13 protein-coding genes are annotated in these 13,584 nt (G+C 74.9%); 7 read left to right on the top strand and 6 right to left on the bottom strand.

What is annotated here, in order from left to right:
* Nucleotides 1-6: 6 nt before the first annotated feature.
* Nucleotides 7-1,437 carry a DUF2252 domain-containing protein gene (locus WHI96_RS17905; protein WP_345644247.1) on the bottom strand — a complete coding sequence of 477 codons (1,431 nt, stop codon included), beginning with the start codon at nucleotides 1,435-1,437 and terminating at the stop codon, nucleotides 7-9.
* Nucleotides 1,434-2,009 carry a TetR/AcrR family transcriptional regulator gene (locus WHI96_RS17900; protein WP_345644250.1) on the bottom strand — a complete coding sequence of 192 codons (576 nt, stop codon included), beginning with the start codon at nucleotides 2,007-2,009 and terminating at the stop codon, nucleotides 1,434-1,436. Before WHI96_RS17900 ends, WHI96_RS17905 begins: the two co-directional genes overlap by 4 nt.
* 96 nt (nucleotides 2,010-2,105) lie before the next feature.
* Between WHI96_RS17900 and WHI96_RS17895 the strand changes: the two genes are divergently transcribed.
* A complete protein-coding gene (locus WHI96_RS17895) occupies nucleotides 2,106-3,035 on the top strand; it encodes an NmrA family NAD(P)-binding protein (protein ID WP_345644252.1) in 930 nt (309 codons plus the stop codon).
* Here the strand turns inward: WHI96_RS17895 and WHI96_RS17890 are convergent.
* Nucleotides 3,005-4,354 carry a UDP-glucose dehydrogenase family protein gene (locus WHI96_RS17890; protein ID WP_345644254.1) on the bottom strand — a complete coding sequence of 450 codons (1,350 nt, stop codon included), beginning with the start codon at nucleotides 4,352-4,354 and terminating at the stop codon, nucleotides 3,005-3,007. The genes WHI96_RS17895 and WHI96_RS17890 overlap by 31 nt on opposite strands.
* Before the next feature lie 101 nt (nucleotides 4,355-4,455).
* Here WHI96_RS17890 and WHI96_RS17885 point away from each other — a divergent pair, with 101 nt between their 5' ends.
* Nucleotides 4,456-5,124 carry a GPP34 family phosphoprotein gene (locus tag WHI96_RS17885; protein WP_345644256.1) on the top strand — a complete coding sequence of 223 codons (669 nt, stop codon included), beginning with the start codon at nucleotides 4,456-4,458 and terminating at the stop codon, nucleotides 5,122-5,124.
* Nucleotides 5,125-5,128: 4 nt separating this feature from the next.
* Here the strand turns inward: WHI96_RS17885 and WHI96_RS17880 are convergent, their stop codons facing one another.
* Complete coding sequence (locus tag WHI96_RS17880) at nucleotides 5,129-5,728, bottom strand: dTDP-4-dehydrorhamnose 3,5-epimerase family protein (RefSeq protein WP_345644260.1); 600 nt, start codon at nucleotides 5,726-5,728, stop codon at nucleotides 5,129-5,131.
* On the bottom strand, nucleotides 5,725-6,687 hold the full coding sequence (rfbB, locus tag WHI96_RS17875) for a dTDP-glucose 4,6-dehydratase (RefSeq protein ID WP_345644263.1): 963 nt from the start codon (nucleotides 6,685-6,687) through the stop codon (nucleotides 5,725-5,727). The genes WHI96_RS17880 and rfbB overlap by 4 nt, the downstream gene beginning before the upstream one ends.
* Before the next feature lie 71 nt (nucleotides 6,688-6,758).
* On the opposite strand from rfbB, the gene rfbD reads away from it, so the two are divergent.
* The 4 genes from rfbD (at nucleotide 6,759) to WHI96_RS17855 (ending at nucleotide 11,180) form a co-directional block, all read left to right on the top strand.
* A complete protein-coding gene (rfbD, locus tag WHI96_RS17870) occupies nucleotides 6,759-7,610 on the top strand; it encodes a dTDP-4-dehydrorhamnose reductase (RefSeq protein ID WP_345644266.1) in 852 nt (283 codons plus the stop codon).
* Nucleotides 7,607-8,509 carry a glucose-1-phosphate thymidylyltransferase RfbA gene (rfbA, locus tag WHI96_RS17865; RefSeq protein WP_345644269.1) on the top strand — a complete coding sequence of 301 codons (903 nt, stop codon included), beginning with the start codon at nucleotides 7,607-7,609 and terminating at the stop codon, nucleotides 8,507-8,509. The genes rfbD and rfbA overlap by 4 nt, the downstream gene beginning before the upstream one ends.
* 131 nt (nucleotides 8,510-8,640) lie before the next feature.
* A complete protein-coding gene (locus WHI96_RS17860) occupies nucleotides 8,641-9,321 on the top strand; it encodes a GOLPH3/VPS74 family protein (RefSeq protein WP_345644272.1) in 681 nt (226 codons plus the stop codon).
* Between the two features lie 356 nt (nucleotides 9,322-9,677).
* Nucleotides 9,678-11,180 carry a sugar transferase gene (locus tag WHI96_RS17855; protein WP_345644275.1) on the top strand — a complete coding sequence of 501 codons (1,503 nt, stop codon included), beginning with the start codon at nucleotides 9,678-9,680 and terminating at the stop codon, nucleotides 11,178-11,180.
* A gap of 127 nt (nucleotides 11,181-11,307) precedes the next feature.
* Here WHI96_RS17855 and WHI96_RS17850 read toward each other — a convergent pair whose 3' ends face one another.
* The gene (locus tag WHI96_RS17850) at nucleotides 11,308-11,787 is read right to left on the bottom strand and encodes a hypothetical protein (protein WP_345644278.1); all 480 of its coding nucleotides are present in this window, start codon (nucleotides 11,785-11,787) and stop codon (nucleotides 11,308-11,310) included.
* 292 nt (nucleotides 11,788-12,079) lie between these two features.
* On the opposite strand from WHI96_RS17850, the gene WHI96_RS17845 reads away from it, so the two are divergent.
* Nucleotides 12,080-13,579 (top strand): sugar transferase, encoded by a 1,500-nt coding sequence (locus tag WHI96_RS17845; RefSeq protein ID WP_345644281.1) that lies wholly within the window; start codon nucleotides 12,080-12,082, stop codon nucleotides 13,577-13,579.
* Nucleotides 13,580-13,584 lie beyond the last annotated feature (5 nt).

Here is a 13,584-nt window from a genome sequence, read left to right as displayed (position 1 = left end):
CAGAACCTAGCCGATCGCCGTGCCCGGCACCTGCTCAGGTGTCCGATCCGACAGCCGTCCGGACCGCACCGCACGGACCAGCGCGTCGTGATCGGCTTCGGTCTGGTCGGCATAGGCCCTGGCGAACCTGGCCAGCGCAGCGGCCACCCTGCCGCCCTTCCCCAGGTAACCGGCGATCATCGACGCCCCCGAGGTGCGGGCGTGCCCCTTGGCGAGCAGCCTGCCGCAGACGTCGGCGTAGTCGGCCAGGGCAGGAGCGTCGAGGGTGTCGGGGACGATCGCGCCCTTCATGTCGCGGAACTGGCGGACGTAGTACTGGCGGCCGTTGATCGTCGTCCAGCCCAGGAGCGGGTCGGAGACGGTCTGCAGGGCCTGCTGGTACTCCACGACCCGCTGGCCCTGGTGGGCGTGCCACGCCTCGCCGCCGTGCACCCACGGCGCGACGACCGACCGGCGCGCCTGCTTGAGCTGCAGGAACAGCACGTCGTCGGGGCTGGAGCCCTCGCAGAGCACGAGGTAGGCGCGCAGCCCGACCGAGCCGACCCCGACGACCTTGTGGGCGACGTCGACGGCGTGGTAGCCGCCGAGGATGCGGCTCCAGTGCGGCGGCAGCGTCGCGAGGTACTCGTCGAGGGCGGCCAGGATGCGCGCGGTGTGCTCGTCGTCGGGGTGGGTGATCAGCGGCGGCTCGGTGACGATCCGCCGCGCCCCGCCCTCCTCGGTCACGAACCGGGGCAGCGCGCGGTCGCTGGTGCGCCGGCGCGCCCGCTCGGCGGCCTTGTCGATGACCCGGCGCGAGGTCTCGTGGTCGGCGTCCGAGCGCAGGGTGTCGATGTCCATGAGGTCGAACGAGCGGGCGAGCAGCGGCTCGTCGGCGAGGTGGCGCAGGTGCTCGGCGTAGGAGGTCACGCAGCGGGTGACGGCCTCGCCGCACTGCTCCTCGGTCGCGCCGGAGTCCCGGCCGGCGACCCAGGTGGAGGACACCAGCCGGCGCAGGTCCCACTCCCAGGCGCCGGGGTGGGCCTCGTCGAAGTCGTTGAGGTCGAAGACCAGGTCGCGCTCGGGCGAGGCGTAGAAGCCGAAGTTGCCCAGGTGGGCGTCGCCGCAGATGACGGGGTGCACGCCGGTCTCGGGCAGCACCGCGAAGTCCGCGGCGTGCAGGGCCGCGGCGCCGCGCAGGAAGGCGTGCGGGGAGGCGGTCATCCGCCGGATCCGCAGCGGGACGAGCTCGTGCACGCGCCCGGCGTTCTGCGCCTCGACGACGTCGACCGGGTCGGCCCGGCGCAGCTGCGCGGACCACTCGGCGAGCCCGGACCGGGGCGCGGCCTTCCGCAGCCCCCTGCCGATGCGGTAGCGCTCGGCGCGGGGTGTGGAGGCTCGCTGCAGCGAGCCGAACGCCGTGCGGTCCGATCCGGCGAGGACGGGGTGCGAGGTCACGCCTGCGTTCTACCGCAGCCCGCTCCCCGGAGCCCGTCCACGGTCAGGCGCAGCAGTCTCCGTGCGGTGGACGGGTCCTCCCCCGCCGCCGTGGACACCACCGCGGTGAGGGCGACGACGTCCTCGGGGCGGGCGTCGGGGTGCAGCCCGCCGGCGTCGGCCGCGGCGGCCACCAGCGGGCGGACCGCCGCCCGGACCCGGTCGGTGTGGCAGACCGGGGCGTCCTCGGCGGGCTCGGCGAGCAGGACCTCGACCACGCCGCGGGTGGTCGCGACGTAGTGGACGAACTCGTCGAGCCAGGTCCACAGCGCGGTGGCGGGCTCGGCGCGGCGGAGCGTTTCGGCGCGGGCGCAGAGGGTGTCGACGCCGTCGGCGAACACCGCCTCGAGCAGCGCCCGGCGGGAGGCGAAGTGCCGGTGCAGGGTCGCCGATCCGACACCCGCCCGGCGGGCGATCTCCTCCATCGACGCCTGCGCCCCGTCCCGTGCGACGACCTCCGTCGCGGCGCCGAGCAGGCGTTCCCGGTTGCGGAGGCGGTCGGCCCGCGGGGCGGCCGTGGCGTCGCGCGGCATGGGTCCTCCCGGACGGCTCGACAAAACGGGGTGGTCCTCCATATCGTAGCCGAGAGAAAGCGGGGGGCCGCCCCGTTTCATCGGGAGGAGCACGACATGGACGATCCGGTACTGGTCACGGGCGCGACCGGCAGGCAGGGCGGGGCGGCGGCACGGGCGCTGCTCGCCGCGGGGACGCCGGTCCGGGCGCTGGTCCGCGACCCCGGCACCGCCGCGGCACGGGCGCTCGCCGACGCCGGCGCCACCCTGGTCACCGGCGACCTCGACGACCCGGCGTCGGTGACGGCGGCCGCCCGCGGCGCCCGCGGGGTGTTCTCGGTGCAGATGCCCGACCTCGACGACCTGCTCGGTGACCGGGAGCTGCGGCACGCCGACGCGATCGCGGCCGCGGTCCGGGAGGCGGGCGTCGCGCAGGTGGTGCACACCTCGGTGTCGGGGGTCGGCGAGCTGGGGCACCCCGGCGCCGTCGACGCCGCGGTCTGGGGCGAGCACATGGCCCACTACTGGCGGTCCAAGGCCGCCGCGGAGGAGGCGCTCGCCGGGGCCGGGGCCCGGTGGGTCACCCGGCTGCGGCCCAGCGGGTTCATGGAGAACTTCGTGCCGTGGTCGATGTACCTGGCCGGGGGCGACGCGCCGCGGCTGCTGCTGGCGCTGGACCCGGACCTGGTGCACCCGTTCGTCGCGGTGGCCGACATCGGGGCCGCGGCGGCCGCCGCGTTCGCCGACCCGGACCGGTTCGACGGCGTCGCGCTCGACCTGGTCGGCGAGCGCCTGAGCTACCGGCAGGCGGCCGCGGCGCTCACCGAGGCCTGGGACGTGCCGTTCACCCTGACCGAGGGACCGGAGCAGGCCCGCGCGGAGGGACTGGTCGAGGCGTTCGTGCAGTCCCACGCCTTCCTCGACGCCCACCCCCGCGCCGCCGGTCCGGAGCGGGCGCGGGAGTTCGGGCTCGACCCCGTCGGGTTCGCGGCGTGGGCGCGGACCGTGGGCCGGCCTCAGACGTTGCGCCGGCCCAGCGCGCGGTAGGTCCAGCCCGCGGACTCCCACGCCTCGCGGTCGAGGGCGTTGCGGCCGTCGAGCACCCGGCGGGTCTTCACGACCTTCCCGAACGAGCCCGGGTCGAGCTCGCGGTACTGCTTCCACTCGGTCAGCAGCAGGACGACGTCGGCGCCCTCGGCGGCCTCCTCCGGGGTGTCGACGCAGTCCAGCTGCGACCAGTGCCGCCGCACGTTGGGCAGCGCCTGCGGGTCGGTCACCCGGACGTTCGCGCCCTGCAGCTGCAGCTGCGCGGCCACGTTCAGCGCCGGGGAGTCGCGGATGTCGTCGGAGTCGGGCTTGAACGCCGCGCCCAGCACCGCGATCCGCTTGCCGAGCAGGGAGTCGTCGCACACCTGGCGGGCGAGCTCCACCATCCGGATCCGGCGCCGCATGTTGATGTTGTCGACCTCGCGCAGGAAGGTCAGCGCCTGGTCGGCGCCCAGCTCGCCGGCGCGGGCCATGAACGCCCGGATGTCCTTGGGCAGGCAGCCGCCGCCGAAGCCGAGCCCGGCGTTGAGGAACTTGCGGCCGATCCGGTCGTCGTGGCCGATCGCGTCGGCCAGCTGCTTCACGTCGGCGCCGGTGGCCTCGCACAGCTCGGCCATCGCGTTGATGAAGGAGATCTTGGTGGCGAGGAAGGAGTTCGCCGCGGTCTTGACCATCTCCGCGGTGGCGTAGTCGGTGACGACCTTCGGCGTGCCGTCGGCGACGATCCGCGCGTAGACGGTGTCCAGGACCTTCTCCGCGTCCACCGCGGTGTCCCCGCCGGACAGCGACGGGACGCCGTAGACGAGCCGGTCCGGGTGCAGGGTGTCCTGCACCGCGAAGCCCTCGCGCAGGAACTCCGGGTTCCACGCCAGCGCCGCGTCCGGCACCCGGGCCGCGACCTGCTCGGCCAGCCGGGCGGCCGTGCCCACCGGCACCGTGGACTTGCCGACGACCAGCTCGCCGGGGCCCAGCACCTCGATCAGCGACGCCGTCGCCGCCTCGACGTAGGTCAGGTCCGCGGCGTACTCGCCGCGCCGCTGCGGGGTGCCGACGCACACGAAGTGCACCGCCGCGCCCCGGGCGTCGGCCATGTCCGGGGAGAACGACAGCCGCCCCGAGTCCAGCGACCGGCGCAGCAGTTCCTCGAATCCCGGCTCGAAGAACGGGACCCGGCCCGCGGCCAGCGACTCCGCCTTCGCGACGTCGACCTCGATACCGACGACCTCGTGGCCCAGCTCCGCCATCGAGGCCGCGTGCACGGCTCCGAGGTAGCCGCACCCGATGACCGACAGCTTCAGCGGGGTGGTGTTCTCCGACATGGCCGGAGGTTAGCTGCCGCCCCGGACGGGCTGTCGCAGACGTCGGGCAGTGTGCGTCCCGGTGACGCCGAGGTGTCGCGCCGGCACTAACGTGCTGGGCCGTGCGGACCCTGCTGCTGGCCGAGGAACTGCTCCTGCTGGGGCTCGACCGCTCGACCGGCCGGATCGGTGACCGGTTCGACGGGCGGGTCCTGCCCGTCGCACTGGTGCGCGACCTGGTCGACGCCGGCGCGCTGCACCTCGACGGCGGGGACGGCCCCGACGGCGGGGACACCGTCACGCCCTCGGGCGGGGAGCCCGACCACCCCGCGCTGGCCGCGGCGCTGGCCGCGGTGACCCGGGACGGCACCGACACCGGCTCGCACGCCGTCGCCGCCACCGCCGCACACCTCGCGCGGACCCCGGCGGGCTCGGCGGGTGGCGCCGTGGCACAGCTGGTCGCCGACGGGGTCCTCGCCGCGCAGGAGTACCGCCGGTTCGGGCTGTTCCGCCGGGTGCTGCTGACCGAACAGGACCCGGAGCCGGCCCGGGCGCTGCGGACCCGGCTGGCGTCGCTGCTGGTCACCGAGACGGCGCCGGGCGGGCACGACGGCCTGCTGCTCGCACTGCTGGGGCTGACCGACCTCGCCGGTGACGTGCTGCCACCGGAGATCGACGCGGAGACGCGCGGGGTCGCGCAGCACCGCGCGGCGCTCGTCGCCCAGGGGGCGGCGCGGGACCCGTTCGTCCGGGCCTACTTCGCGGTGCGGTCCGGCTGGGCCGGGAACTGAGCCGCTACCCGCGCAGCTGCGCCAGGCGGGCGCGGCAGGCCTCCCAGGTCGGCAGGGCGCCCGCGGCGAGGGCGTCCGCCAGGGTGGGCGCGGCACGGTCCTTGTCGGACAGCACCGGCTCGACCCCCTCGGCCCAGGGCAGCGCGAGGGCCGGGTCCAGCGGGCTGATCCCGTGCTCGGCCGCCGGCGTGTACGACGTCGAGCACAGGTACCCGACGACGGTGGTGTCGGCGAGCGCCTGGAAGGCGTGCCCGAGCCCCTCGGACAGGTAGACCGCCCGCATCGAGGCGGCGTCGAGGTCGACGGCCTCGACCCGCCCGAACGTCGGCGACCCCACCCGCAGGTCCACCACGACGTCGCGGACGGCGCCGGCGGCCACGTGGAGGTACTTGGCCTGGCCGGGCGGCACGTCGGCGTAGTGCACGCCGCGCACGACCCCGCGCGCCGACACCGACCGGTTGGTCTGGGCGACGGTCAGGTCGAACCCGAGCGCGTCGCGGAACGCCGGGCCCTGGAAGGGAGCGGTGAACGAGCCGCGGTGGTCGGCGAAGGTGGTCGGCTCGAACAGCCAGGCGCCCTCGATCGACAGCGGGGTCGCCTTCACGCCCACCAGCTCCGGTGGTCGCGGTACCAGGCCACGGTGGCGGCCAGGCCCTCCTCGAACGGCACCCGGGGGGCGTAGCCGAGCTCGTCGCGGATCTTCGACCAGTCCACGGAGTAGCGGCGGTCGTGCCCCTTGCGGTCGGCGACCCGCTCGATGCGGTCCTCCCCCACCCCGACGGCGGCGAGCAGCGCGCGGGTCAGGTCCAGGTTGGTCAGCTCGGTGCCGCCGCCGATGTTGTAGACCTCCCCGGCGCGGCCCGTCGTGGCGGCCAGGGTGATCCCGCGGCAGTGGTCGGAGACGTGCAGCCAGTCGCGGACGTTGAGGCCGTCGCCGTAGAGCGGGACGGTGCCGCCGTCGAGCAGCCGGGTGGTGAACAGCGGGACCACCTTCTCCGGGAACTGGTACGGCCCGTAGTTGTTCGAGCAGCGGGTGACCACCACGTCCAGGCCGTGGGTGCGGTGGTAGCTGCGCGCCAGCAGGTCGCTGCCCGCCTTCGCCGCGCTGTAGGGCGAGTTCGGCTCCAGCGGGTGGGTCTCGGGCCACGAGCCCGACGCGATCGAGCCGTACACCTCGTCGGTGGAGACGTGCACGAACCGGCCGGCGCCCGCGTCCAGCGCGGCCTGCAGCAGGACCTGGGTGCCGACGACGTTGGTCGTCACGAAGTCCGCCGCGCCGGTGATGGAGCGGTCCACGTGGGTCTCGGCGGCGAAGTGCACGAGCAGGTCGGCACCGCCGTCGAGCACCTCGGCGACGCGCCGGGGGTCGCGGACGTCGCCGCGCTCGACCGTCAGCCGCGGGTCGTCGGCGACGGGGGCGAGGTTCTCGATCCGGCCGGCGTAGGTGAACGCGTCGAGCACGGTCACCTGTGCCCCGGCCAGCTCGGGGTGCTCCCCGCCCAGCACCTCCCGGACGAAACAGGACCCGATGAACCCGGCCCCGCCGGTCACCACGATGCGCACGTGCCCTCCCCGCTCACTGTCCGGCCCCGCCAGCGTGTCAGAGTCGGCCCCGACGATCGGGAGGTGGGCGCGTGCGCGCGTGCGTGCTGGGGGCGAACGGGCAGCTCGGGCGGGCGCTGGTCGCCGCACTGCCCGGCGCGGTGGCACTCGACCGTGCGGCGCTGGACGTCGGCGACGCCGGCGCCGTCGCCGCGCACGACTTCTCCGGCGTCGACGTGCTGGTCAACGCGGCCGCCTACACCGCCGTCGACCGGGCCGAGACCGAACCGGCCGCGGCCTGGCGGGCGAACGCGGCGGGCCCCGCGCACCTGGCCACGGCGGCCCGCGAGCACGGTTGCCTGCTGGTCCACGTCTCCACCGAGTACGTCTTCGACGGCACCGCGCCCGGCCCGGTGCCCGAGGACGCCCCGCCGTCCCCGCTCGGGGTGTACGGCGCGTCGAAGGCCGCCGGGGAGCTGGCGGTGCGGGCGGCGCTGCCGGAGCGGCACGTGATCGTGCGGACCAGCTGGGTCGTCGGCGACGGCGGCAACTTCGTCGCCACCATGGCGCGGCTGGCGCGCGACGGGGTCTGTCCCGCCGTCGTCGACGACCAGGTGGGGCGGCCGACGTTCGCCCCCGACCTGGCCGCGGCGCTGCTCGTGCTGGCCGGGTCCGGGCGGCACGGCACCTTCCACGTCACCGGCGACGGCGAGCCGGTCAGCTGGCACGGACTGGCCCGGGCGGTGTTCGCCCGCTGCGGCCGCGACCCCGGCGACGTCCGCCCGGTGTCGACCGCCGAGTACGCCGCGGACAGGCCGCACCTGGCGCGCCGACCGGCGAACTCGGTGCTCGACCTGTCGCGCGCGACCCGGGCCGGGGTCGCGATGCCCGCCTGGCGCGACGGGCTGGACGCCCACCTGGGCACGGCGGGGGTCCCGCGGTGAAGGGCATCGTGCTGGCGGGCGGCACCGGGAGCCGGCTGTTCCCGCTGACCGCGGCGGTGTCCAAGCAGCTGCTGCCGGTCTACGACAAGCCGATGATCTACCACCCGCTGACCACGCTGATGCTGGCCGGGATCCGGGAGATCCTGCTCATCTCCACCCCACACGACCTGCCCGGCTTCCAGCGCCTGCTCGGCGACGGCACCCACCTCGGCCTCCAGATCACCTACGCCGCCCAGGAGCACCCCAACGGCCTGGCCGAGGCGTTCGTCATCGGCGCCGACCACGTCCGCGGCGGGCCGTCGGCACTCGTGCTGGGCGACAACATCTTCCACGGCGCCGGGTTCGGCGACCTGCTGCGCCGCCGCGCCGCCCAGGTCACCTCCGGCGACACCGGCTGCGTGCTGTTCGGCTACCCCGTCCGCGACCCGCAGCGCTACGGCGTCGGCGAGGCCGCCCCCGACGGCACCCTGCTCTCGATCGAGGAGAAGCCCGAGCACCCCCGCTCCGACCGCGCCATCACCGGCCTCTACCTCTACGACGACCGCGTCGTCGACATCGCCGCGCGCATCACCCCGTCCGCCCGCGGCGAACTCGAGATCACCGACGTCAACCGCGCCTACCTGGAGCAGGGCCGCGCCCACCTGCAGGACCTCGGACGCGGCTTCGCCTGGCTCGACACCGGCACCCACGAGTCGCTGATGGAGGCCGGCCAGTACGTCCGCGTCCTGGAGAACCGCCAGGGCGTCCGCATCGCCTGCGTCGAGGAGGTCGCCCTGCGGATGGGCTACATCGACCCCGACACCTGCCACGCCCTCGGGGCGCGGCAGACCGGCTCGGGCTACGGCGAGTACGTCATGGCCGTCGCGGATCAGTTCAGGTCGTCGGTCCGCACCCGGTGACCTCGTAGCGCGTGGGCCGGATCGGGGTCGACCCCCCGTGACCGCTCGGATGCGCCGGGTACACCGACGGAGCACACGTTCCTCCCCGGGAAGGAGGCGCCTCACCCGTCCGGTCACTAGCGTCGAGCCGCATGATGGATCTGCTGCTGTCCGAGGAACTCCTGCTCATCGGCCTGGACGACGACTCCGGCAAGGCCCGTGGCATGTTCGACCCGGGGTCGCTGCACGGCGCGCTGCTCTGCGACCTCATCGAACGGGGCGCCGTGACCGTGGACGACAGGAAGAAGGTCCACCCGACCGGCGTCGCGCCCGGTCACCCCGCCCTGGACGCCGTGCTGGCGACGATCGCCGCGGACCCGAAGCCCCGGTCGGTGTCGCACTGGACGAGCACGCTGCCGTGGAAGCACACGAAGCCGGCCGAGCTCGTCGCGCAGCGGCTGGTCGCCGACGGCGTGCTGTCCCGGGAGGAGGGCAGGGTGCTCGGGCTGTTCCGCACCGTCCGCCTGCCCGAGTCCGACCCCGGCCCCGAGCGCGCGCTGCGCGAGCGGCTGCGCTCGGTCCTGGTCCACGGCACGACGCCGGGCGGCCACGACGCCCTGCTCGTCGCGCTGCTGCACACCACCCACCAGGTCCGGGCGGCCCTGTCGGGGGTGGACACCGCCCAGCGCCGGGCCGGGGAGAAGCGGGCCCGCGCCGTCGCGACGGGGCTGGCCGACGACCCGGTGCTGAAGGCCCAGTACGACGCGGCGGTGCTCGCCGCGGTGATGACGACCGTGAGCGCCGTGGTCGTCACCACCAGCGGGTCGACCTGATCCGTCACTCTCCGTCACCAGGCGACTGCACGGCCTGGTCGGCACTTCGCTGAGTTCTCGCCACACGGTGCGTTTTTGTTGAGACGACAAACGGAGCAAAAGAGTGACCCGAATCCCACGATCGCCGCCGTAACGCACGTAGCGTGCGCGACGACCCTGCCACGTGTACGGCGCGTTCTCAGGCAATGCCTCCGAACGGACTAACGCCGCACACATGGCTCGGTCCGTCCCCGCGATTGGTGGTTACTCATCGTGACAGCGCTGGCACCATCCACCGCTACGCTCCGTCGTAGGATCGCGCGGTACGCGGCGTGGATCTTCTTGTCGCAGAACACCTTCCACGCGGCCGGCCCGTCGTGAGCGCCGGACCGACGCAGACCCGTCGACCCGCGCGCGCCACACCCCGTACCCACCACCGGCTCCTGCTCCGGCGGCCGGTCGCGGGCCGGGCCAACGTCCCGGTCGGGCCGCCGGCCCGGGCCGACGCCTCCACCGCCCCGGCATCGGTGCGCAAGCCGGCCGCCCGGGTCGGCCTCGTCCGGACGGCGCTGGTGCTGACCGACGTCGTCGCCGCCGGGACCGCCGTGCTCGTGGTCGCGCCGACCGGGCGCGACGGCGTCGTCGCCGCCTCCGTGCTGCTGCTCGCGGTGCGCTCGGCGGCGCGTCTGCACCGTTCCCGGCTGCGTCTGTCCTGGTTCGACGACCTGCCCCGCGAGCTCGCCGCCCTCCTCGTGACGATGGGGCTCGTGCTGGCCGGGGCGATGGCCGTGCAGCAGAACCTGGACACCCGCATCGACGTCGCCGGGCCGGTCGAGGTCGTGCTGCTGGCCACCCTGGTCGCGCTGGCCCTGCGCGCCGCGGTGCTGTTCGCCGCCCGGCTGCTGCGGGTCCGCCGGGGCGTCGGCGAGCCCACGCTGATCGTCGGCACCGGGTCGCGGGCGATGGAGCTCGACGAGACCATGCGCGCCCACCCCGAGTACGGCCTGCGCCCGCTCGGCCACGTCCTGTCCGAGGACCTCGACCTCGTGGTGGAGCGCGAGCGGGCGGCGCTGTCCGCCCGGATCCGGGACGCCGCGGCCCGGCACCGGGTGCGCGTCGTCGTGTTCGCCTGCCACACCGTCGACGACGCCGCCGTCCTCGACGCGGCGATCGAGGCCCGCCGCGACGGGCTCGGCGTCCTGCTGCTCCCGTGGCTCTCGGAGCTGGTGCACGACCACTCCGGCGTCGAACGGCTGCGCAGCATCCCGCTGCTGCGGCTGCCCCCGGATCCGAGGAACCGGCTGTCCTGGCGGCTCAAGCGCCTCGGCGACGTCGTGGTGTCCGCACTGGCCCTGGCGCTGGTCTCACCGCTGCTGGTCGCGGTCGCCGTCGCCGTGCTCGTCGAGAGTGGGCGGCCGGTCATCTTCCGCCAGGAACGCATCGGCCTGGACAACCGGCCCTTCACCGTCCTGAAGTTCCGCAGCATGCGCCCGGTCGACGAGCGCGAGCAGCACACACAGTGGTCCATCGCGGGCGACGCCCGGGTCGGCCCGGTCGGCCGGCTCATCCGCCGCACCTCGCTCGACGAGCTGCCCCAGCTGTGGAACATCCTGCGCGGCGACATGAGCCTGGTCGGGCCGCGCCCGGAGCGCCCGTCGTTCGTCGAGCGGTTCTCCGCCGAGCACGAGCGCTACACCGCCCGCCACCGCGTCCCGGTCGGGCTCACCGGGCTCGCCCAGATCTCCGGGCTGCGCGGCGACACCTCGATCGCCGACCGGGTCCGGCACGACAACTACTACATCGCGAACTGGTCGCTCTGGCTCGACGCGCAGATCGTCGTCCGCACCGCGCGGGAGCTGGTCCGGCGCGGCCGGCACTGAGCGGCCGCGCCGGGCGGATCGGCCCGCGGACGACCTCGGTGACCCGGCTCCGGACCGCCCGCCCCGCACGAGACGGGCACCAGGGCGGCGGCGCCCCGGTTCTGACGACGGGAGGGACCGACCGGGGTCAGAAGGGCAGGTGCCCCGACAGCACGACGGCCGTCGCGACCGCCGCGGTGAGTACGAGCAGGAGCGCCGCGACCGCGGTCCGGCGGGTGCCCGTCGTCGCGGGACCGGCCGCCGGAGCGACGCCCGGAGGCGACCAGAGCGGTCGGCCCGTCCGGCGCCCGGCGGGCCAGGGTCCGGCGCCGTCGCGCTCGCGGCGGGCCGCGACCGTGAGGGCCTCGGCACGGTCCGCCGTCGCCGGATCGACCCGGCCCTGCGCGGCGAGCGCGGCGACCAGGTCCCGGATCCCGACGGCGTCGCCGGGCAGGGCACGGCCGCGGACGACGTCGCGGACCCGCGCGGTCGAGGTCCGGAGCCGGCGGGCGACCACACGCTCCGACGGGCAGCCGTGGTGCACGTGGACGTCGTCGAGCAGATCGAGCAGGTCGCGGTGCGGGCCGTGCTCGGGCCAGGACGTCCGGTCGAAGCGGCGCAACGGCACCCGTTGCCTCCTCACGCAGGATGATCGTTCGATCACCTGTCGCATCCGGCGGCGTCGGCGTTACTCAATTCTGATGAGACGCCGCGATCGTCACTCCTGATGACAACCCCTCGCATGGATTACGACGAACGGCGCAACTTGCGCGCGGGTGAGGGAGCGGTCGCTAACGGTAGGCGTCCGCCTGTCGAAAGCAGGAGCAGCGAACGGTGCACTCCGGGCACCGAGCGGGCGACGACGCCGACCCCAGCGGTCCGTGGCCCTTTTCTTCCCGCCCCGAGGAGCACGTAGTCCTGTGAGCACCCACCACGACGTCTCCCGCCTGTCCGAGCGGACCGTCCCGAGTCCGCGGGTCGCCACACCGGCCGGGGGCGGGCGTGACCCGTTGCCCGGCACCCCGCGGTGGCAGCGCCGGTTCACCGCACTCGTGGTCCTCGGTGACCTCGCGACGGTCGCGCTCCTGACCGCGGTCGCGGTGCTGGTCGGGCTGACCGGCCTCGAGGCGGCCGACCGGGCGCGCATCGGCTCGGGTCTGATCGCCGCCGGCCTGCTGGCGGTGGCCCTGCCGGTCTCGCGGGCCTGGGACGGCCGGGTGCTGGGGACCGGGTCCGCGGAGTTCGTCCGTCTCGGGCGGGCCGTGGTCCTCACCGACGTCGTGCTGGCCCTGGGCGGTCTGGCGCTGATGGTCGACTCGTCGCGGGAGTGGGTCTTCCTGCTCGTCCCGGGCACCGGAGTCGCCCTGCTGGGGGTGCGGTTCGCGCTGCGCAAGATGCTGCACGTGCAGCGCGGCCGGGGCCGGGGTCTGGCCCCGGTGCTGGCGGTCGGCGAGGAGGCGTGCGTGGCGGACCTGATCCGCCGCACCCGTCGCGACCCGTACTTCGGCTGGCGGGTCACCGGGGTGTGCACCCCGACCGGCACCGGCACCGGCGGCGGCCACGTCGTCGACGGCGTCCCCGTGCTGGGCGACCTCGACGCGGTGACCGGTCTGGCCCGCGACGGCGGGCACCGGGTCGTCGCGATCTGCCGCTCGCCCGGCTGGGGCCCGACGCGGCTGCACCGCCTCGCCTGGGACCTCGAGGGCTCCGAGACCGAGCTCGCCGTCGACCCGGGCCTCATGGAGATCGCCGGGCCGCGCATGCACATCACGCCGGTCGACGGGATGCCGCTGCTGCGGCTGTCCGAGCCGCGGTTCTCCGGCGCGTCGAAGATCGTGAAGTACGTCGCGGACCGCGCGGTCGCCGCGCTGCTGATGCTTCTGGTGGGGCCGTTGTTCCTGGTCCTGGCGGCCGCGGTGAAGCTCGGCGACGGCGGCCCGGTGTTCTTCCGCCAGGAGCGCGTCGGCACGCACGGGCGCACCTTCGGGATGCTGAAGTTCCGGTCGATGTGCGTCGATGCCGAGGCGCGGCTGGCGTCGCTGGCCAACGACCACGGCGACGGCCCGCTGTTCAAGATGCGTCGCGACCCGCGCGTCACCCGGGTCGGGGCGTTCCTGCGGAAGTACTCGCTCGACGAGCTGCCGCAGCTCCTCAACGTGCTCGGCGGATCGATGAGCCTGGTCGGGCCGCGCCCGCCGCTGCCCCGTGAGGTCGCCACCTACGCCGCCGACGCGCGCCGCCGCCTGCTCGTCAAGCCCGGCATGACCGGCCTGTGGCAGGTCAGCGGACGCAGCTCGCTGACCTGGGAGGAGTCGGTCCGTCTCGACCTGCGCTACGTCGAGAACTGGACCCCCGCACTGGACCTGCTGATCCTGTGGAAGACCGTCGGCGCGGTGCTCCGCAGCCGCGGCGCCTACTGACCCGG

The sequence above is a fragment of the Pseudonocardia tropica genome, assembly GCF_040105315.1.
GTDB lineage: Bacteria > Actinomycetota > Actinomycetes > Mycobacteriales > Pseudonocardiaceae > Pseudonocardia > Pseudonocardia alni.
Note: the sequence above shows the minus strand (reverse complement) of the source record. Positions and strands in the feature narration are given on the sequence as shown.

Bases quoted from the DNA above. Each gene is read 5' to 3' on its own strand.
- WHI96_RS17860 (WP_345644272.1), top strand. From the start codon at position 8,641: ATGATGGATCTGCTGCTGTCCGAGGAACTCCTGCTCATCGGCCTGGAC.
- WHI96_RS17900 (WP_345644250.1), bottom strand. From the start codon at position 2,009: ATGCCGCGCGACGCCACGGCCGCCCCGCGGGCCGACCGCCTCCGCAAC.
- WHI96_RS17890 (WP_345644254.1), bottom strand. From the start codon at position 4,354: ATGTCGGAGAACACCACCCCGCTGAAGCTGTCGGTCATCGGGTGCGGC.
- WHI96_RS17895 (WP_345644252.1), top strand. From the start codon at position 2,106: ATGGACGATCCGGTACTGGTCACGGGCGCGACCGGCAGGCAGGGCGGG.